General features: G+C 47.0%; 22 protein-coding genes. 16 read left to right on the forward strand and 6 right to left on the reverse strand.

What is annotated here, in order from left to right; genetic code table 11:
* Positions 1-105 precede the first annotated feature (105 nt).
* From RH46_RS16200 to RH46_RS16225, 6 genes are all read left to right on the forward strand, one after another.
* On the forward strand, positions 106-1455 hold the full coding sequence (locus RH46_RS16200) for an aspartate aminotransferase family protein (RefSeq protein WP_006880593.1): 1350 nt from the start codon (positions 106-108) through the stop codon (positions 1453-1455).
* Between the two features lie 44 nt (positions 1456-1499).
* Entirely contained in the window at positions 1500-2609 is a 1110-nt protein-coding gene (locus RH46_RS16205; RefSeq protein ID WP_006880594.1) for an extracellular solute-binding protein, read from the forward strand.
* A 48-nt stretch (positions 2610-2657) separates the two neighbouring features.
* Positions 2658-3800 (forward strand): putrescine ABC transporter ATP-binding subunit PotG, encoded by a 1143-nt coding sequence (gene potG / locus RH46_RS16210; protein WP_006880595.1) that lies wholly within the window; start codon positions 2658-2660, stop codon positions 3798-3800.
* Complete coding sequence (potH, locus tag RH46_RS16215; protein ID WP_006880596.1) at positions 3797-4711, forward strand: putrescine ABC transporter permease PotH; 915 nt, start codon at positions 3797-3799, stop codon at positions 4709-4711. Before potG ends, potH begins: the two co-directional genes overlap by 4 nt.
* Positions 4711-5553: an ABC transporter permease subunit gene (locus RH46_RS16220; RefSeq protein WP_006880597.1), complete on the forward strand. Its 843-nt coding sequence runs from the start codon at positions 4711-4713 to the stop codon at positions 5551-5553. The genes potH and RH46_RS16220 overlap by 1 nt, the downstream gene beginning before the upstream one ends.
* A 126-nt stretch (positions 5554-5679) precedes the next feature.
* Positions 5680-6222, forward strand: a complete 543-nt coding sequence (locus RH46_RS16225; RefSeq protein WP_006880598.1) for a cupin domain-containing protein — start codon at positions 5680-5682, stop codon at positions 6220-6222.
* A gap of 107 nt (positions 6223-6329) precedes the next feature.
* Here the strand turns inward: RH46_RS16225 and RH46_RS16230 are convergent, their stop codons facing one another.
* Both RH46_RS16230 and RH46_RS16235 read right to left on the reverse strand, forming a co-directional pair.
* Positions 6330-7817, reverse strand: coding sequence for an aldehyde dehydrogenase (locus RH46_RS16230; RefSeq protein ID WP_006880599.1), 1488 nt, complete (start codon positions 7815-7817; stop codon positions 6330-6332).
* Between the two features lie 15 nt (positions 7818-7832).
* Entirely contained in the window at positions 7833-8381 is a 549-nt protein-coding gene (locus RH46_RS16235; RefSeq protein WP_006880600.1) for a cupin domain-containing protein, read from the reverse strand.
* A gap of 244 nt (positions 8382-8625) precedes the next feature.
* Here RH46_RS16235 and aptA point away from each other — a divergent pair, with 244 nt between their 5' ends.
* From aptA to RH46_RS16260, 5 genes are all read left to right on the forward strand, one after another.
* Positions 8626-9957, forward strand: a complete 1332-nt coding sequence (aptA, locus tag RH46_RS16240; protein WP_006880601.1) for an omega-aminotransferase AptA — start codon at positions 8626-8628, stop codon at positions 9955-9957.
* Between the two features lie 2 nt (positions 9958-9959).
* Positions 9960-11456 (forward strand): CoA-acylating methylmalonate-semialdehyde dehydrogenase, encoded by a 1497-nt coding sequence (locus RH46_RS16245; protein WP_006880602.1) that lies wholly within the window; start codon positions 9960-9962, stop codon positions 11454-11456.
* A gap of 7 nt (positions 11457-11463) precedes the next feature.
* Positions 11464-12204, forward strand: a complete 741-nt coding sequence (locus RH46_RS16250) for a type 1 glutamine amidotransferase (RefSeq protein WP_006880603.1) — start codon at positions 11464-11466, stop codon at positions 12202-12204.
* A 161-nt stretch (positions 12205-12365) separates the two neighbouring features.
* A complete protein-coding gene (locus tag RH46_RS16255) occupies positions 12366-12644 on the forward strand; it encodes a hypothetical protein (protein ID WP_040896036.1) in 279 nt (92 codons plus the stop codon).
* A gap of 73 nt (positions 12645-12717) precedes the next feature.
* Positions 12718-13476 (forward strand): substrate-binding periplasmic protein, encoded by a 759-nt coding sequence (locus tag RH46_RS16260; RefSeq protein ID WP_006880604.1) that lies wholly within the window; start codon positions 12718-12720, stop codon positions 13474-13476.
* A 46-nt stretch (positions 13477-13522) separates the two neighbouring features.
* Here the strand turns inward: RH46_RS16260 and RH46_RS16265 are convergent, their stop codons facing one another.
* Positions 13523-14071: an MSHA operon transcriptional regulator gene (locus tag RH46_RS16265; RefSeq protein WP_006880605.1), complete on the reverse strand. Its 549-nt coding sequence runs from the start codon at positions 14069-14071 to the stop codon at positions 13523-13525.
* Positions 14072-14329: 258 nt separating this feature from the next.
* Positions 14330-15157 carry an NAD(+) synthase gene (gene nadE, locus RH46_RS16270; RefSeq protein ID WP_006880606.1) on the reverse strand — a complete coding sequence of 276 codons (828 nt, stop codon included), beginning with the start codon at positions 15155-15157 and terminating at the stop codon, positions 14330-14332.
* A 187-nt stretch (positions 15158-15344) separates the two neighbouring features.
* On the opposite strand from nadE, the gene RH46_RS16275 reads away from it, so the two are divergent.
* Together RH46_RS16275 and RH46_RS16280 are read left to right on the forward strand one after the other, a co-directional pair.
* On the forward strand, positions 15345-15857 hold the full coding sequence (locus RH46_RS16275) for a nicotinate-nicotinamide nucleotide adenylyltransferase (RefSeq protein WP_006880607.1): 513 nt from the start codon (positions 15345-15347) through the stop codon (positions 15855-15857).
* 32 nt (positions 15858-15889) lie between these two features.
* Complete coding sequence (locus tag RH46_RS16280; protein ID WP_006880608.1) at positions 15890-16366, forward strand: hypothetical protein; 477 nt, start codon at positions 15890-15892, stop codon at positions 16364-16366.
* A gap of 27 nt (positions 16367-16393) precedes the next feature.
* Here RH46_RS16280 and RH46_RS16285 read toward each other — a convergent pair whose 3' ends face one another.
* Together RH46_RS16285 and RH46_RS16290 are read right to left on the reverse strand one after the other, a co-directional pair.
* The gene (locus tag RH46_RS16285) at positions 16394-18244 is read right to left on the reverse strand and encodes a bifunctional diguanylate cyclase/phosphodiesterase (RefSeq protein WP_040896038.1); all 1851 of its coding nucleotides are present in this window, start codon (positions 18242-18244) and stop codon (positions 16394-16396) included.
* A gap of 127 nt (positions 18245-18371) precedes the next feature.
* Positions 18372-19253 (reverse strand): LysR family transcriptional regulator, encoded by an 882-nt coding sequence (locus RH46_RS16290; protein WP_006880610.1) that lies wholly within the window; start codon positions 19251-19253, stop codon positions 18372-18374.
* Between the two features lie 112 nt (positions 19254-19365).
* Here RH46_RS16290 and RH46_RS16295 point away from each other — a divergent pair, with 112 nt between their 5' ends.
* The 3 genes from RH46_RS16295 to RH46_RS22565 all read left to right on the forward strand — a co-directional run bounded on the left by RH46_RS16295 (position 19366) and on the right by RH46_RS22565 (position 21162).
* Positions 19366-20544: a multidrug effflux MFS transporter gene (locus tag RH46_RS16295; protein WP_006880611.1), complete on the forward strand. Its 1179-nt coding sequence runs from the start codon at positions 19366-19368 to the stop codon at positions 20542-20544.
* A gap of 50 nt (positions 20545-20594) precedes the next feature.
* Positions 20595-20945 (forward strand): hypothetical protein, encoded by a 351-nt coding sequence (locus tag RH46_RS16300; protein ID WP_006880612.1) that lies wholly within the window; start codon positions 20595-20597, stop codon positions 20943-20945.
* 82 nt (positions 20946-21027) lie between these two features.
* Positions 21028-21162, forward strand: a complete 135-nt coding sequence (locus RH46_RS22565; protein WP_006880613.1) for a hypothetical protein — start codon at positions 21028-21030, stop codon at positions 21160-21162.
* Positions 21163-21236 lie beyond the last annotated feature (74 nt).

A 21236-nucleotide genomic window follows, 5' to 3' on the forward strand; every position in this document is an offset into this window, starting at 1 on the left:
CTTAAGTCACTTGGCATTTTGCCAGGTTGACTTGGGGCAAGGTGAGCTAGTTACGCAGTCAGTTTGCCGAGTTTATTTCGATATCTGAACAGATGAGAGTTAACTATGTCTACATGGATTGAACAGGATAGTGCACATTGTCTGCACCCATTTACTAACTTTAAGTCATTAAATGCTAAAGGTTCTCGCATTATTACTAAAGCTGAGGGCGTTTATATTTACGATGAGGATGGTAATAAAATTCTCGATGGTATGGCGGGCCTATGGTGTGTAAACCTTGGCTATAGTAGCCAGCCACTGATTGATGCCGCTACCGAGCAGCTAAAGGAACTGCCTTATTACAATCTGTTCTTCCAGACCACTCATCCACCGGCAGTAGAGCTTTCTACCTTACTGGCTGAAATCACGCCAGAAGGGATGAACCATGTCTTCTTCACAGGTTCAGGTTCTGAGTGTAACGACACGGTATTACGTATGGTTCGCCATTACTGGGCAAGCAAAGGTAAAGCGAGCAAGCAAACCGTGATCAGCCGTCATAACGCTTACCACGGTAGTACTATGGCCGGCGCAAGTCTGGGTGGTATGAAGTTTATGCACGCTCAGGGTGGATTACCGCTACCTAATATCGTTCACATTGATCAGCCTTACCATTTCGGTGAAGGTCAGGGTCAGGATGCCAATGAGTTTGGTTTAGAGCGCGCCCGCCAGCTTGAAGCGAAAATCCTCGAGCTAGGTGAAGATAACGTCGCCGCCTTTATTGCCGAACCTATTCAGGGCGCTGGTGGCGTAATCATTCCACCAGACAGCTACTGGCCTGAAATCCAGCGTATTTGTGACAAGTATGAAATCCTACTGATCGTTGATGAAGTGATCTGTGGCTTTGGTCGTACTGGTGAATGGTTTGCCAGCCAGGCGTTCAACATCAAACCAGATCTGATGTGTATGGCGAAGGGCATTACTTCGGGCTACCTGCCTCTGGGCGGTGTAATGGTTCGCGACCATGTAGCAAAAGTGCTGACTGACGCTGATACAGAGTTCGCTCATGGCTTCACTTATTCAGGTCACCCTGCTGCCTGTGCAGTAGCCATTGCCAATATTAAAGAGATGCAGCGACTCAACGTTGTTAATCAAGTGCGCGAAGAGATTGCTCCATACTTTGCCAAGCGTTGGAGTGAACTGGCAGAGCATCCGTTAGTCGGTGAAGCTCGATGTAAAGGTTTGGTTGGTGCGATTGAACTGGTTGCTGACAAACAGACCAATCAGCGCTTTGACAAAGATCTCGACGTAGGGACCCGCTGTCGAGAGCACTGTTTTGACGCAGGCGTTGTCTTGCGAGCGGTGGGCGACTCAATGATTTGTTCACCACCACTGATCATCAGTAAAGACGAAATCGATCAACTCGTCACCAAAGCGAAACAAGCATTAGATAACACATTGGCGGACGTCAAGTCTTAGTCGGTCACGTACACGAGCAACAAGCAAGAGGAACGGAGATCCAAATGGTTAAACTAAAAGCATATATCGGCATGGCGTTAGGAGCAGCTATCGGTGTAGCGCCAGCGATGGTAAACGCAGCCGAAGAGAAAGTTCTTAACGTTTATAACTGGTCAGATTATATCGCGGAAGACACGATAGCGAAGTTTGAACAAGAGACAGGCATTAAGGTGGTCTACGATGTTTTCGATTCTAATGAAGTGTTAGAAGCGAAAATTCTCTCAGGTAACACAGGTTTCGATATTGTGGTACCGAGTAACGACTTCCTTGGACGTCAGGCAAAAGCGGGTGCATTCCAGAAGCTGGATAAAAGCAAGCTAAGTAACTACAAGAACTTAGATCCTAAACTGATGGCAATACTGGCGGATACCGTCGATCCTAACAACGATTACTCGATTCCATACCTATGGGGTACAACAGGTATTGGTTACAACATCGAGAAAGTGGAAGCGATCCTTGGTAAAGATGCGCCAGTTGACAGCTGGGATCTGGTCTTTAAACCAGAGAACATGGAGAAGCTGGCTCAGTGTGGTGTTGGTTTCCTGAATGCACCATCGGAAATCATGGCTGCGTCACTTAATTACTTAGGTAAAGATCCAAACAGTACCAAAACCAGTGACTACAAAAAGGATGCGCTTGCCCTGCTGAAGGATATTCGTCCGTACGTCACCTACTTTCACTCATCTCAATACATCAATGACTTAGCAAATGGTGATATTTGTGTTGCTATCGGTTGGTCTGGTGATGTTCTTCAGGCGGCCGATCGTGCAGCTGAAGCGGATAACGGGGTAGAGATTGCTTACTCTATTCCGAAAGAGGGCGCTCTTGCCTGGTTCGACTTAATGGCGATCCCTAAAGAGGCGAAGCACCCTGAAAACGCTCACCTGTTTATCAACTTCCTGATGCGTCCAGAAGTGATTGCTGAAATCAGTAACTACGTTTGGTATGCAAACCCGAACTTACCTTCGCGTGAGTTTATTGATCAGGAAATCTTAGATGATCCAGGTATCTACCCTACGGAAGAGGCGCAAGAGAAGCTATACAGCTCGAAAATGCTGCCACACAAAGTGTCACGAACAATAACACGTACGTGGACTGACTTTATTAAAAACTAAGTTGTAAGGCGGGCACTTTCGGGTGCTCGCCGCTGTAGGGAGAAAGATATGAGTGTAATGTCTATTGAAACCGAGCTAGTCCATAGCGAAACTGAACCTAAGCCACCGAAGCCTTTATTAGAAATTCGCGGTTTAACCAAGGACTTTAGCGGCCACCTTGCGGTTGATAATGTTGATCTGACGATCAATCAAGGTGAACTGTTTGCCCTGTTGGGTGCCTCTGGATGTGGTAAGTCAACATTGCTAAGAATGCTGGCCGGTTTTGAGCAGCCTACGGAAGGGCAAATTATACTCGACGGTGAAGATCTGGCGAACATCCCACCTTACCGCCGCCCAGTAAACATGATGTTTCAATCATACGCACTATTTCCTCATATGACGGTCGCTAAAAACATTGCTTACGGATTGAAGCAAGATGGCATGCCAAGTAAAGAAATTGATGCGACGGTAAAGCATATGCTTGAACTGGTCAGAATGACTGATTACGCCAAGCGTAAACCTCATCAACTATCGGGCGGACAGAAGCAAAGGGTCGCACTAGCTCGCAGTCTGGCCAAGAAACCTAAGCTGTTACTCCTTGACGAACCAATGGGTGCACTGGACAAAAACCTAAGAGAGAAAATGCAGCTAGAGGTGGTCGATATTCTTGAAAGTGTTGGCGTGACTTGTGTCATGGTGACACACGATCAGGAAGAAGCAATGACGATGGCGAGTCGAATTGCCATTATGAACAAAGGTCAGTTTGCTCAAATTGGCTCTCCAGAAGCCATTTATGAGCACCCGAACTCAAGATTTACCGCACGATTCATTGGCTCGGTCAACGTGTTTGAAGGTGTATTGGAGACCAACAACAACGATAGCGCCACGATTGCGACGCCTGATCTGCCGACTCCAATTAGAATCGCACACGGGGTTTCTGGCGCACCAGGTATCCCTGTCTATATCGCGATACGCCCAGAAAAAATGATGCTGTGTGATAAACCATCAAGCGTCGAAAATACGTGTTCAGGCGTGGTTGAAGACATCGCCTATATGGGGAATCAATCGATTTACCACGTGCGTCTGGATAGCGGAAAACTGGTCACAGCAACACTGCAAAACACCAGTCGTCACCGCAAGGATATGCCGACATGGGAGCAAAGGGTCAATCTTTGCTGGGAAATGGAAAGCAGTGTGGTACTTAAATTATGAAGACTCAAGCCAAACTCAACTTCTGGCGTGTGGTCCCCACGCCGAAGTGTCTATTACTATCGGTACCCTATGGGTGGTTATTGCTGTTCTTCCTGCTGCCTTTCTTAATTGTTTTCAAAATCAGTTTTGCAGAAGCACAGATTGCCATTCCTCCGTACAGCGAGCTATGGAGCTATGCGGAGCAGCAAATACAACTGTTGCTCAACATCGGCAACTATCAGTATCTGGTGGAAGATGATCTCTATATTTCTTCTTACCTACAATCTATCCGTATTGCGTTAGTCTCAACCCTGCTGTGTTTGGTCATTGGTTTTCCTATCGCATGGGCGATAGTGCACTCTAACCCGGCAACACGTAACATTCTGTTGATGCTGATCATTCTGCCGTCATGGACCAGTTTCCTGATCCGTGTCTACGCGTGGATTGGCATTCTCAAGAACAACGGTCTGCTTAATAATGTTTTGTTGTCATTGGGTGCCATTGATGAACCATTGAAAATACTCCACACCGACGTGGCGGTTTACATTGGCATTGTCTACACCTATCTACCTTTCATGGTTCTCCCTATCTATACCGCTTTGATGCGCGTTGACTACTCGTTGATCGAAGCGTCGAGTGACTTAGGTGCTAAGCCTGTGACAACCCTGTTTAGTATTCTTGTTCCTCTGACCCGTGCGGGGATCATTGCTGGCTCAATGCTGGTATTCATTCCAGCGGTGGGTGAGTTCGTCATCCCAGAGCTGCTCGGCGGGCCGGATTCGATATTAATCGGTAAAGTTCTATGGCAAGAATTCTTCAATAACCGCGACTGGCCAGTGGCCTCCGCTGTCGCCATTGTGATGCTGTTACTGTTAATGATCCCGATACTGTGGTTCCACCGATACCAGAAACGTGAGTTGGAGGCGAGCTAATGGACGCAATACCTGTATACAAAACCAAATGGAAGTGGGCGATCCTTGCTGCAGGCCTGACGTTTCTCTACTTACCGATCCTAATCCTGATCATCTACTCGTTTAACGAGAACCGATTGGTAACGGTTTGGTCGGGTTTCTCTATCAAATGGTATTTTGAGTTACTCGAAGACGATCTACTGATGGGCGGGGTTAAGCTCAGCTTGTTGATCGGATTCCTATCGGCCAGTGCAGCCGTGGTGCTCGGTACTATTGCCGCGTTTGTCCTCAATCGTTTCGGCAAGTTCAGAGGTGAAACAGGTTTTGCCTTTATGATCACCGCACCCCTGGTGATGCCAGAAGTGATCACCGGCTTGTCACTACTGCTATTGTTTATTGCATTGGGCCAAGTGTTCGACATCTTCTCGCAACGCGGCATGCTGACCATCTGGATCGCCCATGTCACCTTCTGTACGGCTTATGTGACCGTTGTAGTCAGCTCTCGCCTGCAGGAAGTCGATCGTTCAATTGAAGAAGCGGCGATGGATCTTGGAGCGCCACCGTGGAAAGTCTTTTTCCAGATCACCCTTCCAACCATTGCACCTGCAATTCTGGCTGGCTGGTTACTGGCGTTTACTCTGTCACTGGATGATTTGGTTATCGCCAGCTTTGTATCGGGGCCAAGTGCGACGACCTTGCCGATGGTGGTGTTCTCCAGCGTACGCTTAGGGGTTAGCCCTAAGATAAATGCGCTGGCAACCTTAATCATTCTGGCCGTTGCCTGCGCGACCTTTATCGCCTGGTGGCTAATGGCGAAGGCGGAAAAACGTCGGCAACTGGAAATGAAACTTGCTGACGAATAACACTATTGAAGGTGGTGGTATAGCTTGCTATGTCATCACCTTTATTTATAATTGTTGGCTTAATTTTGCGTAGTGATAATCAATTTGTGTCATTAGTGTTGCAATAACTTTTTCAGAGGATAGGCCATGGATGTTGGTAAACAACTCAAAACAATAAGAACGATGCGCGGACTGTCTCAGAGAGAGCTTGCAAAGCGCAGCGGTGTCACCAACTCAATGATTTCCCAGATTGAGCAGAACCTCGTTAACCCGTCTGTCGGCTCCTTGAAGAAAATCCTTGATGCGATCCCTATTTCAATGGGGGAGTTTTTTACCATTGAAATTGAAGCGAAAGACGATATCTTCTTCACCGTCGATCAAATGGCTGATTTAGGTGATGGCAAAATAAAGATGCTGTTGGTAGGCGCTAAACGTGAGGGCAGGCAGCTGGCTATTCTGCGTGAGTTCTACCCACCGGGTTCGGATACCGGTCCGGATTTCCTGCAACACGAAGGTGAAGAAGGTGGCGTGGTGATCCGTGGTGAGATTGAAATTACCGTGGGAAGTAAGACTCAGGTGCTTAAAGCGGGTGATTCTTATTACTTTGAAACCAAAAAGCCCCACCGCTTTAGGAACAAAGGCAAAGTGGAGTGTGAACTGATCAGTGCAGCGACACCACCGACCTTCTAAATTTCTTTGCTCTGTCGGTGATAACAGAGTTGTAACGATTTACTGATGTCCCGTGACACCTTATTGAACAAGGTATCACGGGATTTTTCATTGAATGGCGAGTTCACTTAATCCAACTCTATCCATGTCGACTTCATTTCGGTGTATTTATCCAGCGCATGTAGGGACTTGTCACGTCCGTTGCCGCTCTGTTTATAGCCACCAAACGGCATGGTCATATCACCACCATCCCAGTTATTGACGAACACGGTACCGGCACGTAGAGCACGTGAGCAGCGCACTGCTGTTGAAATGTCTGCCGTCCAGATACCGGCTGCGAGACCGTAGTCGCTGTCGTTCGCCAGTTCAATCGCTTCGTCTATGGTATCAAAGGTCGATACACATAGGACGGGACCGAAAATCTCTTCCTGGAAGATGCGCATGTCACGAGTAACCTCAGTAAAGATTGCTGGCTGAATAAAGTAGCCACCGGTCTCCTGACGTACAGGTTGGCCACCACAGATGAGCTTAGCGCCTTGCTGTTTGCCAATAGCGACGTAGTCTAGCACGCGCTTAAACTGAGCTTCATCGACGATAGCACCGACACGCGTATCTTGTGCCAGAGGATCACCCGGTTGCCAGTTCTTGACGTTTTCCAGTAGCTTCTCAATAAACTGATCTTTGATCGAAGAGTGAACCAGTAAGCGTGAGCCTGCGGTGCACACTTCCCCTTGGTTGTAGCAGATAGCTGACACTGCTGTTGCGGCCGCTTTATCCATATCTTTAACATCATGATTGATGATATGAGGGCTCTTACCGCCACATTCCATAAAGGCGCGTTTAAGGTTTGACTCGCCAGCAAAAGATAGCAGTTTTTTGCCTACTGCAGTTGAACCGGTAAAGGTAATGCAATCGACGTCATTGTGCAGAGCCAGCGCCTGGCCCGCTTCATGCCCGAAGCCTGGAAGAACCTGTAATACCCCATCCGGAATGCCAGCTTTCTTGGCAAGTTCGGCGAGTAAAATCGCTGTTAGGGGAGATTTCTCTGACGGTTTAATGATCACAGAATTCCCCGTGGCAAGCGCCGGACCTATTTTCCAGGCCGCCATCACGGTCGGGAAGTTCCAGGGCACAATGGCCGCGACAACACCGAGTGCTTCGCGAGTAACAAGTGCTAGTGCGCCTTCGGTGACTGGGGCAACTTCGTCGTAAATCTTATCGATGGCTTCGGCGTTCCACGCGATACAGCGCGCAGTGGCGGGAGCGTCATAGCCCATTGCATCGCCAATCGGTTTACCCATATCGAGTGATTCTAAAACCGCAAACTGCTCTTTGTGAGCGTCTATCTCCTGAGCATAGTTAAGAAGAATCGCTTTACGCTCTGCCGGTGCTAAACCTGCCCAAACGCGATTTTCAAATGCCTGACGTGCAACTGATACGGCAATGTCGACATCTTGCTGATCACATCGGGCCACAGACGCGAGAGCACGACCTGTCGCAGGGTTAATGATCTCAAACGTCTCACCACTTTTAGCGTCCTGCAGTTGTCCATTAATAAACGCCTGAGTAGAAAACGTGATCGTCTCAGCCTTGTTCTGCCAGTACATAGTATCCATATTATTGCCTTATCCTTAAAAGCTTGCCGGTGAATTTGCGCTAATGATGACGCACTCTTCTTCAGCCGTGTTTCTAAAACGGTGAGGTCGGGTACTATCAAAATAATATCCGTCCCCAACATGGAGTGTGACGGTTTGGAGATCGACGGTAAGCTCAAGTTGACCCTGAACAATGACACCGCACTCCTGGCCTTCATGCGTGAGCATTTCTTCGCCAGTATCCGCATTCGGTTTGAGAGTCTCGCGCAACATGCCTATGTGTCGATCACCATGAAAATGACCAACTTGTCTGTAGCTGATCTCTCCTTGTCCAATTTCTGGTTGCTCCTCTTTTCGGGTATAGAACTGCTCGGGTTGTGGGTCATCAATGGCAAAAAACTCCGCCATTGATGTGGGAATTTTGCTAAGTAGCTTGCTTAAAGAGGCCACAGACGGACTGACAGCGTTATTTTCTATCTGAGAAATAAAGCCATTGGTTACTCCGGCACGCTTAGCCAGTTCTCGCTGAGATAGCCCCGCTTTTTCGCGTAGTGCCTTAAAGCGAGTGCCGATTTCTGTATCCATTGTATGAATCCTCTCAAGTACATCGTGATTATTAAATTAAACACAAATTGATGTTAATTTCATCACTCCAGAAGCGTAATGTTTAAAATTTAAACATTGCACGGCGTAAATTTCCACGCTATAGTCGTTTCTGTTAAATATTTTATAACATACTTTTAACAAAATGGTTAGGCGTTTATTAAAAGAAACGCCTTGATCGATATCACAGACAACAAAGTCTTAGTCATTGATTGAGGAAATGCACATGCAGGATCTCGCAAAAACACACAACCTAGACGCATTTTGGATGCCGTTTACCGCTAACTCGCAGTTCAAGCAATCACCAAGAATGATGGTTTCTGCTGAGGGGATGTATTACCGCACAGAGGACAATCGTAAAGTTCTCGATGGAACGGCAGGGCTATGGTGTTGTAACGCAGGCCATGGACGCAGAGAGATCAGCGAGGCCGTGAGTCAGCAAATCCATAACCTAGATTTTGCACCGACATTTCAAATGGGCCACCCACTGCCATTTCAATTCGCGGAAGAACTGGCGGAGATCGCACCTGCTGGATTAGGTAAGGTCTTCTTTACTAACTCAGGATCTGAGTCCGTTGATACCGCACTAAAAATTGCACTGGCTTATCAACGTGCGATTGGGCAGGGTACACGTACCCGTCTGATTGGTCGCGAACGAGGCTACCATGGAGTAGGATTTGGTGGCATTTCGGTCGGTGGTATTGTCAACAACCGTAAAACCTTCGGTAGCCTTCTGACTGGCGTTGACCATCTACCTCATACCCTTAGCATCGAACATAGCGGCTTTAGCCGTGGTCTGCCTGACTACGATCCGGGCTGGGCTGAAAGTTTACAGAATATTGTTACCCTGCACGACGCTAGTAACATTGCTGCAGTGATTGTTGAGCCAATCGCAGGTTCGACTGGGGTCATTCTGCCACCAAAAGGCTACCTGAAGAAGTTGAGAGAAATCTGTACTCAGCACGGCATCCTGCTGATTTTTGATGAAGTTATTACCGGCTTCGGTCGTCTCGGTAGCCCGTTTGCCGCGCAGGAATTTGATGTGATCCCAGACATTATTACCAGTGCCAAAGGGTTAACCAATGGTGCAATTCCGATGGGGGCAGTATTTGTTCGTGATGAAATTTACGACGCAATGGTTAGCCCGGAGAGTCAGGCAATTGAGCTATTCCATGGCTATACCTACTCGGGTCACCCTGTTGCAGCGGCGGCTGGACTGGCAACGCTCAATATCTATCGTCAAGAGAGCTTGTACACGCGTGCATCTGAACTTTCTCAATATTGGGAAGACGCGGTACACAGCCTGAAAGGGCTACCTCATGTTATTGACCTGCGTAACTACGGATTGGTTGCAGGTATCGAGTTATCGAGTATTGCCGGTAAACCGGGCTCGAGAGCTTTCCAAGTTTTCCAAGCGTGTTATGAGAAAGGCGCACTGATTCGTGTTACTGGCGACATCATTGCCTTGTCACCACCACTCATTCTTGAAAAACACCATATTGATGAACTGTTTAATATCTTAAGTGATGTGCTGAGCACCATTGAATACAAGGAATAATTATGTCGATTTTAGTTTCAAACTTTATAAATGGATCGGTAGTTGAAAGTAAAAGTTCTCGCAGTGCGGATCTCTATAATCCCGCAACTGGTGAGCGACGTGGTCAGGTACAACTATCAACTGCACAGGAAGCAGAAGAGGTTGTACAGGTAGCCAAAAATGCTCAGGCGGCGTGGCAGGCGACACCGCCACTGCAACGTGCTCGCGTTATGTTTAAGTTCAAACAGCTACTGGAAGAGAACGCGGACGATCTCGCGACTCTGATCACCGAAGAGCACGGTAAAGTGCACAGTGATGCGTTAGGTGAGTTGACTCGTGGTCTTGAAGTCGTCGAGTTCTCTTGTGGTATTCCACACCTGCTAAAAGGCGAACATTCCCTGAATGTAGGTCGTGAGATTGACAGCTACTCAATGATGCAGCCGGTTGGTGTGTGTGTCGGTATTACGCCATTTAACTTCCCAGTGATGGTTCCGCTGTGGATGATTCCAGTGTCATTGGCATGTGGTAACAGTTTCATTCTTAAACCGTCAGAGAAAGATCCAAGTGCTGCTTTGGTACTGGCTAAGCTGCTTCAGCAAGCGGGTCTGCCTGATGGCGTCTTCAATGTCGTGCAAGGTGATAAAGAAGTTGTCGACGCGTTGCTCGAGTCTCCGGATGTTGCCGCAGTGAGCTTTGTCGGCTCTACGCCAATTGCTGAAGCGATCTACGCCAAAGGCAGTGCCAACGGTAAGCGTGTTCAGGCGTTAGGCGGCGCGAAGAACCATTTAGTTGTGATGCCAGATGCGGATCTTGATGGTGCAGTAAACGCTATCATGGGCGCGGCATATGGTGCTGCAGGTGAGCGTTGTATGGCGATTTCTGTTGCCGTCGCGGTGGGTGACGACACCGCTGATCGTTTGGTGGCTAAGCTAAAAGAGAAGGTGGAAGCATTGCGAGTCGGTCCTGGCTTAGGTGTAACGCCTGAGAATGAGATGGGGCCGCTAGTCAGTGAGCCACATAAGAACAAAGTGGTTGAATACATTCAGTCAGGTGTTGATCAGGGTGCGAAACTGGTGGTCGATGGCCGCAACTATGACGCTGGCTCACCGGGCTACTTTGTTGGTGGTACTCTGTTTGACAACGTCACCGAAGATATGACGATCTACAAAGAAGAGATCTTTGGTCCGGTATTGTCTGTCGTTCGTGCCGATGATTACCAGCATGCCGTTAATATGATTAATGAACATGAATTTGGTAACGGAACAGCAATCTTTACCCGTGACGGTGATACCGCGAGAAACTTTACAGAGCAGATCGAAATTGGCATGGTAGGAGTTAACGTTCCGATCCCGGTACCAATGGCATTCCATAGTTTTGGTGGTTGGAAGCGCTCAATCTTCGGACCGTTAAATGTTCACGGTAATGATGGCGTACGTTTCTATACTCGTATGAAGACTGTGACAGCGCGGTGGCCAAAAGGTCAAAGGGAAAGTGAATTTGTTATGCCAACAATGAAATAGGTGAACAATGAAGATAGGAATCATTACTTGTGGGCACGTTGATCCGCCGCTCGCAGAGCATCATGGTCAGTACTTTGACATGATTGAAGCCTCGCTGTTTGAAGTGAATAATCAATTTGAGTTTGTTGATTATGACGCGACGAAGGGAGTCCTTCCTAACCTCGATGAGTGCCATGGTTTTATCATTACCGGTAGCGTACATAATGCTTACGATGATGATCCCTGGATTGTCGGTCTGATGGAGTGGATTAGACGCTGTGAAGCGGTAAGAAGACCTTTGGTTGGTATCTGCTTTGGTCATCAGGTCATTGCCAGAGCGTTAGGTGGCACAGTAATGAAGTCCGAAAAGGGCTGGGGACTGGGCAGCTATGAAGTCAACGTCACCGCACAGAAAAAGTGGATGAACCTATCAATGGATAGTGTCCGTATGCTGGTCGTTCATCAAGATCAGGTAGTGATTGTACCCAAAGGCATCAAGGTTATCGCAAGTAATGAATTTTGCCCAAACTTTATGCTAGCCAAGGATAATCATGTTTTGACAGTGCAGGGACACCCTGAGTTCAGTAGCGAATTCGTCGCAAAACTGGTTGATAAGAGGCGAGAACTTATTGGTAATGATCATGCCGAAGACGCCTTCAGACAGTTAGACAAAGCGCAGGACTCGGTTCTGATTCTTCATTGGATTGACTCCTTCCTGACTATGGCAGAGCAGGCACAGCGTACACAGAAACTGCATAAAGTGCTTTAGACAGCGTTAGTTGTAATACTCCCCCTATCAGGGCAAACGTGAAACCTATCAGCTGCAGAGTTGATAGGTTTTTTTATTGCTGTGACACTTTGTAGGTATTGGCTTTTTCTCCGGCAGGACTATAATCCGCCTCCCTGAATGACAATTGAGCCTTACCTGTGATGCAAGCGAGAAAACCTGATCGCGTAACCGCGATGCGCACTATTATCGAGCAGGTTAAAAATACCTTACCGCTCTACGAGCCAGAGACGTTTGTCTGTGGTACGAAGGGAAACTGTGTTGGCTGTCCAAAGAAATTGCTGGAAATGGTTGACTCTGAGCTGAGTTATTGGGAATCCGCGTTGGACAGAGGAAGAGAACCTCATTTCGATGAAATACGCCGCTTTGGTAAGATGTGCACCAGTGTTAAGCGAGGGTTAAGCCGAAACGGACTAATATAATTTGGCTTAGACCTTTAGAACTGCTTCTGTGTGAACTAACTTTAATGGAAGGGAGCAAAGAAGGAGCTTAGCAATGCGACAAATGGCGTTCGTGATCTTAGCGTATCTCACGTCCTTTACTGCTGTAAGTAATGAAAACGATTTACGTGAGATTTCGTTTTATACCGAGTCTTATCCACCTGCCAATTTTATTAAAGACGAGAAGATAACCGGATACTCAGTCGATATCCTTTTAGCTGCCAGTGCGTTAGTTGGTGAGCCAGTAGAGCTTAACCAGATAACATTGCAACCCTGGGCACGCTCCTATCGTACAGTGTTGACTCATCAAGACTCAGTTCTATTTTCGACCACACGATCAGAACATCGAGAAAACCTCTTTAAGTGGGTTGGCCCCATTCTAGATATCAAAGTCGTGGTCCTGGCGCGTAAAGACGCCAATATCAAAATCAACTCGCCTTTGGACATGGCAGATTATCGTATCGGTGTGATTCGAGATGATATCGGTGAGCAGAGTTTACTGGCGATGGGGATCCCACGTGATTCGATGCAGGAAGCGTCGTATGTCACGGTATTAGCCGAGCAGTTGATGAAAAAACGTATCGATCTGTTTGTTTATGCAGAGAGAGCGGCCTATTGGTGGGCGAGACAAGCCAACGTCGATCCTAATCTGTTTGAATCCGTCTACGTGGTCAGTGAAGGGGATGTGTACTTTGCAATTAATCTCGAGACCGATGATGCGGTGGTAGAAAAACTGCAGAAAGGGTTAGATCTGCTGAAAGAGAAGGATGCTTCAGGACACAGTTTATATCAGGAAATAGTTAATAAATACTAGTGGAATGACTTGATTTGAAAGGGCAGCTTATCGCTGCCCCAACTCATTAGACTTTTGCTTTCTTAACGAAGTAAGGGTTATCAAACTTCTTCGCCTGTCCGAGTTCAGATATGACCAACTTGTTCCATAGCTGAACATCAAACTCCCCTTTAGGAATCGATGGATAGAGAGTTTCTACCTCTTCCAGAGCAAAACGCATAAACTGCTTTTTCTTGATCTGGTTGTATTTGCGCGCTACGCGATTGTGTTTAGAAATCCACTCCTGCTTAAACGCAATGATGCCTGGTTCTGCTTGTTCCAATGGCAGGCGAGACAGGTAAACACGCTTATACGACACCTTTCGATCCAGCATAGTGCGCATAGCAGTTTGGATATATTTGCCATGATGCGTGACCGAGATATCGTCTTTATCGAACAGTTGGACACTCCAACCTGTTGGGAAAAAGTCTGGCTTACGGTATTGCTTATTTCGAACGTCGATAGCCTGGTGCATGACAAGGTCAGACGTGCCGTTAAAGGTCTGTTGCCACTTTCCGATTCGGATCTGCACAGCAGTTGGCAATCGATAAATATTGGTAAATTTATCTTGTTCCATATTTCTACACACTAATTAGCGTCGATAATAAAAAAGCATCTAGGGCAGGGGGCGTTAAAGCCGCCTTGGGTACAGAGTCGTAGGTTTACCGACATAGTTTAGTGAAAAGCGTACTTTCCTGCTAGTGGCTTAGGTCAATATTTGGTTAGAGTGTGACGGCTTAGGCTAGCGTTGGAAACAAACCGTGTTGATTCTTGGTCTGTGGTGAGAAGCGAAACAGTTAGCCCCTGCCAAATGACAAGGGCTTGTAGACTGGGGTTAGTCGTAAATGGTTGGGATTGGCTGTCGCTTATGTTGAGTATTCTTGTAGATACTCACCAGACGATCAGACACCTCCTGAGAAACCGATTTGCCTTCCAGGAAGTCATCGATTTGGTCATAGCTCAGGTTTAGAGCGTCTTCATCGGCCTTTTGCGGAGCCAGTTCTTCGAGATCAGCGGTTGGCACCTTTTTAACCAGCAGCTCTGGGGCACCTAGTGTCGCCGCTATTTCACGAACCTGGCGTTTGCTCAGACCGAACAGAGGAGCCATGTCACATGCGCCATCGCCAAACTTGGTGTAAAAACCGGTAATGTTTTCTGCAGAGTGGTCAGTACCAATCACCAAACCACCAACGTAGCCAGCGATCTCGTACTGAGCGATCATACGTGCACGCGCTTTAACGTTGCCCTTAACGAAGTCGATTTTTGCGCTCTCTTCTGGCAGCAGGCCTGTGCCGTCCAAAGCGATATGACTTGCTGCGTGTAAACCGTCTACACCCGCTTTAATGTTGACAGAAACCGAATGGGTTGGTTGGATAAACTGAAGAGCTAACTGTGCTTCATCTTCGTCTTTCTGTTCGCCGTATGGCAGGCGCACGGCGATAAACTGATAGCCGCCGTTTGATTCTTCGTTGAGTTGATCAACAGCTAACTGAGCCAGACGGCCACAGGTAGTGGAATCTACGCCACCACTGATGCCAAGAACGAGTGATTTACACCCAGAGTTCTGTAGCATTTTCTTAATAAAATCAACACGACGCGTAATTTCAAAATGAGGGTCGATTGACGGCAGAACGCGCATTTCATCGCGGATCAACTGTTCCATTGTGTTTCCTTCCTGCAAGCAATGTAGTTTAAAATTTGGTGGCAATCTTGATAGCCTTAACAGGTCTATCTCAGCAAGAGTTATCTCAACTGAAGTGGACGTGTTAAAGTCACCTTGCTATATCATACCTCAATCAAAGAATTAGAAAACTGTGATCACAGTTTTCACCACAGAGTGAAGAAATAAAATGTGCAAAATTGCTGTGTTTGGAAGTGCTTTTAATCCACCTAGTCTGGGTCATAAGAGTGTTATTGAGTCTCTAAGCCATTTTGACAAAGTCCTGCTGCTACCGAGTATTGCTCATGCCTGGGGTAAGCAGATGTTGGATTATTCAGTGAGATGTGAGCTGGTGGATCTGTTTATCGAAGATCTGACGGTGAGCAACGTTGAGCGCTCGACCATCGAAGAGACGCTATACCAACCTGAATCCAGTGTCACAACCTTCGCAGTACTTGAAGCTTTGGAAGCACAATACCCGCAAAGTGAGCTGACATTTGTTATGGGGCCAGACAACCTGTTCAATTTTGCCAAGTTCTATAAAGCCGAAGAGATCCTCAGTCGTTGGTCGGTATTAAGCTGTCCGGAAACGGTCAGGGTAAGAAGTACTGATATACGTAAGGCACTGGTTGAAAAGCAGGACATTTCTGACCTTACCACGACAAAAGTATGTCGCAGACTAGTTAAAATGGAGTATTATTAAATGGGCTAGCGTACGATATATAAGAGGTGTGAATGTCAAAGGTTGGATTGATAGCGGCTGCGTTATTGATGCCTTCTGTCGCGTTTGGTTGCGATATGTATTCCACCACTCAATCTGTGATGCTGGGTAAAACTCATGGCGTATGTTTTTCACTGCTTGATAGTCTTGAGTACACTACCCAGTCACTGAAATCATTTAGTGACTTAGCCATTAGCGAAAAGAAAGATTACAGCGAGTATTGGGCTGACTGGAACATGAGTGAGGATGATAACCCGATCCTGAGTCGCAGTTTAGCCTCTAACTATGTCGGTCTTGGCGTATGGGTCCCGAGTGAGCTTGAGCAGCAATTAGACGCGATGGATACTGAGGAGTGGCTAAAAAGTCATGGTTTGCTAGTCAGTTTTGGCTTTGGTGATATGGATTCAGGCAAACCTAGAATGCGTCTGGATTATCGCTGGCATGAGAAATACGACGGCGATGTCATGATGCAGGTCGAACTTCCCTTCTAACCCGAACATGGCTATCGCCGTTTTAGACTAACCGTTTGAGACCTGTCGCTGCGCATTGCGCTCATAGTTTTTACTGATCAGTACCTCTGGTGTTTCAGGGCGGGAGAAATAGTAACCCTGGATCAGCGGACAACCCATCGCGTTGAGTTTATCCAACGCTTGTTGATCTTCTACCCCTTCAGCCACCAGTGACACCCCTAGCTGCTTGGCAAGTTGCACAATCAGCCATACCACCCTTTCTGCGGTTTCATTGGTCAGCATGTTTTTAATGAAAGTAGCATCTATTTTAATGCAGTCGATTGGATAGCTATGGATATAGTTGAGACTTGAATAACCTGTACCAAAGTCATCCAGGGCGACTTTAAAGCCAAGCAGTCTCAGTTTATTAAGGATCTCTTTCACTTCTTCGGTTTGCGATAACAGCACGGTTTCGGTGAGCTCGATGGTGAAGTCCGAAGGCGCGAAGTCATATTTACGAATCGTGGAGAGTATATGCTGCATATAGCGTGTAGAGTTGTTTAACTCGTGAGCGGAGCAGTTGATACCCAGCTTTACGTTATGACCCAGACCTTTCTCCAATTCCGCTTTCGCTTTGCACGCCAGCTCGACAATGCGTTCACCGAGTTCAACAATCAAGCCAGATTGCTCTGCTGCTTCAATAAACTCGATCGGATAGATGGCGCCCAGCGCTTTACTTTGCCAGCGAGCGAGTATTTCAAAGTAATCCCACTTATCGCTGCTTAAATCGACGATAGGCTGGGCGACGACATAGATCTCACTCTGGCTGAGACAGTCTTTCTCTAACTCTTGTCTCAGTGCATCAATCACCAGTGCCCGGCGGTAGTACTGGGCGCTAAGGTGGGTGTCGTAACACTGAATACTGGTATGGCGAGACTGCTTACAGTCTTTCAGCGCCAGACTGGCATTGAGAATAATCTGATCAGAGGTGAGATTATGGCCGGTATTTCTTGCCAAACCGATACTGACACTGAATTTAATGTTGTGGGCAGGATCCTGATAGCCTTTTTCGAGCTTTTCAATCAGGGAGTGGCACAGTTCAAACGGGTCGCCTGAGAGTGTGATAAAGGCGAACTCGTCACCAGCGATACGAAACGCAAGTTGCTTATCCTTGACCGTATCTTTAATCGTATTAGCGACAAACTTAATGATCTGATCGCCAATGTAATTGCCGTACAGGTCATTGATGGACTTGAAGTTATCAATATCTATGTACGCCAGAGTGAAGGGATCATTTTGAAGTTCGTTGAGCCTTTCTAATTTGTCAGACAAAAAGCTACGGTTGAGCAGGCCTGTCAGGTTGTCGTGTGAGACCTCGTAGCTAAGCTGTTCGACGAGCGTATCAGAGCGGGCCGACAACCATTTTGCTCTCAGACTGTGTGCGACAAGGTTGGCAAACAGTTTATGGTAATAGGCGAGATCGTCACACTGTTTGTCATCTAATGCGTAGGTATAGGTTGATAACAGCACACCCAATACTTCACCATTATGGGTTTTGAGTGGCACTGCAATGTAGGATTCGATGCCATGTTCAATAATATATTGCTCATGCGGGTTAACCATTCGCGCGTTACTCGCACAGATGATCGAGTCTTGATCCGATTGCGTAACCAGTGCGCAGGTCGCTCTTGTTAAAGGTGATGTGTAGATGTCTCGCTGCAGCTTTTGCACACTCGACGAGGCGAGCAGAGTCGGTCTTGAAGTAAAGGGATCTAACTCTATTACACAGGTACAGTATGAACTTGAGTATCGGCTCAACTCGGAGGTGGTTTTATTGAGCAGATCTATCCCATCCAAACTTAGCGTGTCATTGAGAACTTCGACGCTCAATGGCGCCTGTTGATATGCTGTCCTAACCATAACGTAGTAACTCACTTTTATCGTGAACTTTGTCACTTATTTATTGATGGGGGTTACAAATTAAATATGGTATGAGATGCATAGTATTGCAAATGAATAATCAAAATGATGGACGTTTAACTCTAACTTATTGACCTTTCGACAGCCTTTCTTTGAGGTAGTCGAGGAATAGTTTAGTCCGGGTGTGCTGGTAATCCAGTTTCGGGTAATAGGCGTACACCGTGGCTTCGTCTGCTGTGATGTCAGGCAGAATACGTTTTAACGTGCCGAGTCTTAGTTCTTCTTTGATCATCACATCATTACTAAGTAGTACGCCCATGCCATTCTTAGCGGCATAGTAGAGCGCCTCCGGATTGGTCGTGGCGAAGTTGCCGTTCAGCAATAGTTTTTGTCCATTGGTTAAGGTGATCTCCCTTTGCGGGCGCTCTCCCCAAACCAACATATTGTGATGGGCGAGATCTTTGGCGATAGTTGGCTCACCATGTTGTTCAATGTAATCCGGAGAGGCGTAAAACCCTGCGCGATGTTCAAACAGAGCCGTCGCTTTGAAGCTGAGTGAGTTGAGCTGTTCGATTTCGCGGCTGATGAAAAGATCGAGACTTAGTTCCGGCAACTGACCCGGCGTGGTGGTGGTCAATTGAATTCGAATGTCAGGGTACATCTGTAAAAAATCATCCAGATATTGAACGAGAAACTTGGAGCCGACAGCCAGTGTGGCACCGATTTTAAGCAGGCCAGCAGGCGTTTGAGATACCGAGCGAGTCTCGTCAACAATGGATTGCCATTCGTCGAGTTGCACCTTCGCGCGCTGATAAAATAGTGCGCCAGCTTCGGTCTGGGTGACGGAGCGAGTGGTACGTTTGAGCAACTGCACACCAATACGCTCTTCAAGCCAGTGAATACGTTTACTGATGGCGGAGCTGGTGGTGTTTAGCTTTCTTGCCGCGCCATTAAAACTTCCTTCATCTACGACACGAATATAACTCTGAACGCTTTGAATCCAATCCATAACACCCTCTTATTGTTTCTATTTGGGAATTAATCACTTTCCAATTCGCTATATTATCATTTGTGAGTGGCTAATTTAAACTGAATTGACGTAAAGTTGTTCAGGAGACGCTATGAGAAAAACACCCATTTTGCTCGCTATGATGATTATCGCGACTGGTCAGGTCGGGGTCAGTATTTACCTGCCTTCGTTGCCTGCAATCAGCCAGTCTTTAAGTGCTAACCAAGCCGATGTTCAACTGCTTGTGACTCTTTTCTTAGTCGGTTTTGGCGCGTCTCAGCTTTTCTACGGACCACTGTCAGATGCGATAGGTCGACGTCCTGTTTTCATCATGGGTCAAGGGGTGTATTTAGTCGGTACAGTGATCTGTCTGATGTTCTCGCATCAGCTTCATCTGTTAATCCTGGGGCGATTACTGCAAGGTTTAGGGGCGGGAAGCGCATCCGTTTTGGGACGCAGCGTACTGCGCGACAGTTACGAAGGCGCTCAACTGACCAAAGCGCTCTCCTATATATCGGTCACCGCATCAATCATGCCGATTGTTGCCCCTGTGCTCGGTGGTTGGATCGCGTTCTATCTTGGCTGGGAAGCGGTGTTTATGTTCGTGTTGATCTACCTGATCGCGATCTTCACTTTAGGTTACTTTGTCCTGCCTGAAACCATGACGTATGGTAAGAGTAAGTTCAATATCATTGGCGTGGTAAAAAACTACGCGGCCTTGATCACCAACAGGCAGGTGTTAACTAGTGCGAGCTATAACTGGATAAGCTATCTGGCCAGCTTAGTCTCGCTATCCGTGATGCCGTTTATCCTCCAACACCAACTTGGTTTAACGGCTGCGGAGTACGGTTCAGTGATGATCATTCCGTCAGCAGGCCTGATGATTGGCAGTATCAGTTTAAATATCCTCAATCGCTATCTATCGACTAGCCAGCTGTTAGCGTTTGCTATTTCGATCATGACGTTTGCAGGTGTGTGGTTATTGGTGACGCCAGTGACCCTGTTTAATCTGGTCTGGGCATTTACCTTACTGACCATAGCGCAAGGGTTATCATTCCCGCTCTCTATTAGCATGCTGTTAGCGCCACATAAGCGCCAGGCTGGTTCGGTTTCGGCTCTGTCCGGGTCGATACAAATGTGTCTCGCAGGCTTGCTTGGTGGCGTCTTGGTGGAGCACTGGGTACAAAGTCAAACTGCTATGGGCGTGTTCTATTTGATCTCCGCCTTGGCGATGAGTGGCGTGTTGTTATCGTCAAGAAAAGCATCAGTTGCTCAGCAAGAGTTTGCTTGATACCTCGTTGGGTATACAATGCCGACAAATTGAATCCAGAGAAGATACCCATGGAACACAAAGAATTTGAAGCACTAGTAAAAACACTGTGTGAGAAAGAGAACTTGCCACAGGCTTTAGAGATCTTAAAAGCGAGTGATGACAGCGAAGTTGCCGAGGCGGCTAACTCGCTCACTGGCCAGTTTGCTTTGGCTGAGGTTGATGGCGCTAAGCGAATTTATCACGTCACAGTTCAGACCAATGAACAAGGCGAAGAGCAAGAGTTTGTTGAGCACGTAATGGATGAAGGCGATGACGTGATTCGTTTTGTTGCCTGGTTCTTTGACGTCATGTTTGATGTTAAGCGCAAAGACACCTACCAAATTGCCGGCAAAACATACCAGCAACCAAAGCGCGCTTAATTGGGATAAATAATGTGATTTAGATCTTGTTTTTATTCTAATTGTGATTAAAATCACGCTCCTTACTATTGAGGAGAGACTCATGAATCACGAATTAGGCAATGCATATCTAGGTCAGATGATCGCCAAGCAAGCCATGCACGATGCACTTTACGGTAAGCCTAAAGCGAAAAAAGCATCATTCATCAAACGTATGATGAAGAAAATGACCAAATAATCGCTGACGTGAAATGGATTTTACATTGGGTGAGGAAGAGTAAGTGCTTCCTTCACTTAATAAAACAAAGCCCT

It is taken from the genome of Vibrio brasiliensis LMG 20546, from assembly GCF_000189255.1.
GTDB classification, from domain to species: domain Bacteria; phylum Pseudomonadota; class Gammaproteobacteria; order Enterobacterales; family Vibrionaceae; genus Vibrio; species Vibrio brasiliensis.

What these genes read in the sequence shown, in the direction of transcription:
- RH46_RS16200 (WP_006880593.1), top strand. Translation starts at nt 106, where the DNA reads ATGTCTACATGGATTGAACAGGATAGTGCACATTGTCTGCACCCATTT.
- RH46_RS16205 (WP_006880594.1), top strand. Translation starts at nt 1,500, where the DNA reads ATGGTTAAACTAAAAGCATATATCGGCATGGCGTTAGGAGCAGCTATC.
- potG (WP_006880595.1), top strand. Translation starts at nt 2,658, where the DNA reads ATGAGTGTAATGTCTATTGAAACCGAGCTAGTCCATAGCGAAACTGAA.
- potH (WP_006880596.1), top strand. Translation starts at nt 3,797, where the DNA reads ATGAAGACTCAAGCCAAACTCAACTTCTGGCGTGTGGTCCCCACGCCG.
- RH46_RS16220 (WP_006880597.1), top strand. Translation starts at nt 4,711, where the DNA reads ATGGACGCAATACCTGTATACAAAACCAAATGGAAGTGGGCGATCCTT.
- RH46_RS16225 (WP_006880598.1), top strand. Translation starts at nt 5,680, where the DNA reads ATGGATGTTGGTAAACAACTCAAAACAATAAGAACGATGCGCGGACTG.
- RH46_RS16230 (WP_006880599.1), bottom strand. Translation starts at nt 7,817, where the DNA reads ATGGATACTATGTACTGGCAGAACAAGGCTGAGACGATCACGTTTTCT.
- RH46_RS16235 (WP_006880600.1), bottom strand. Translation starts at nt 8,381, where the DNA reads ATGGATACAGAAATCGGCACTCGCTTTAAGGCACTACGCGAAAAAGCG.
- aptA (WP_006880601.1), top strand. Translation starts at nt 8,626, where the DNA reads ATGCAGGATCTCGCAAAAACACACAACCTAGACGCATTTTGGATGCCG.
- RH46_RS16245 (WP_006880602.1), top strand. Translation starts at nt 9,960, where the DNA reads ATGTCGATTTTAGTTTCAAACTTTATAAATGGATCGGTAGTTGAAAGT.
- RH46_RS16250 (WP_006880603.1), top strand. Translation starts at nt 11,464, where the DNA reads ATGAAGATAGGAATCATTACTTGTGGGCACGTTGATCCGCCGCTCGCA.
- RH46_RS16255 (WP_040896036.1), top strand. Translation starts at nt 12,366, where the DNA reads ATGCAAGCGAGAAAACCTGATCGCGTAACCGCGATGCGCACTATTATC.
- RH46_RS16260 (WP_006880604.1), top strand. Translation starts at nt 12,718, where the DNA reads ATGCGACAAATGGCGTTCGTGATCTTAGCGTATCTCACGTCCTTTACT.
- RH46_RS16265 (WP_006880605.1), bottom strand. Translation starts at nt 14,071, where the DNA reads ATGGAACAAGATAAATTTACCAATATTTATCGATTGCCAACTGCTGTG.
- nadE (WP_006880606.1), bottom strand. Translation starts at nt 15,157, where the DNA reads ATGGAACAGTTGATCCGCGATGAAATGCGCGTTCTGCCGTCAATCGAC.
- RH46_RS16275 (WP_006880607.1), top strand. Translation starts at nt 15,345, where the DNA reads ATGTGCAAAATTGCTGTGTTTGGAAGTGCTTTTAATCCACCTAGTCTG.
- RH46_RS16280 (WP_006880608.1), top strand. Translation starts at nt 15,890, where the DNA reads ATGTCAAAGGTTGGATTGATAGCGGCTGCGTTATTGATGCCTTCTGTC.
- RH46_RS16285 (WP_040896038.1), bottom strand. Translation starts at nt 18,244, where the DNA reads ATGGTTAGGACAGCATATCAACAGGCGCCATTGAGCGTCGAAGTTCTC.
- RH46_RS16290 (WP_006880610.1), bottom strand. Translation starts at nt 19,253, where the DNA reads ATGGATTGGATTCAAAGCGTTCAGAGTTATATTCGTGTCGTAGATGAA.
- RH46_RS16295 (WP_006880611.1), top strand. Translation starts at nt 19,366, where the DNA reads ATGAGAAAAACACCCATTTTGCTCGCTATGATGATTATCGCGACTGGT.
- RH46_RS16300 (WP_006880612.1), top strand. Translation starts at nt 20,595, where the DNA reads ATGGAACACAAAGAATTTGAAGCACTAGTAAAAACACTGTGTGAGAAA.
- RH46_RS22565 (WP_006880613.1), top strand. Translation starts at nt 21,028, where the DNA reads ATGAATCACGAATTAGGCAATGCATATCTAGGTCAGATGATCGCCAAG.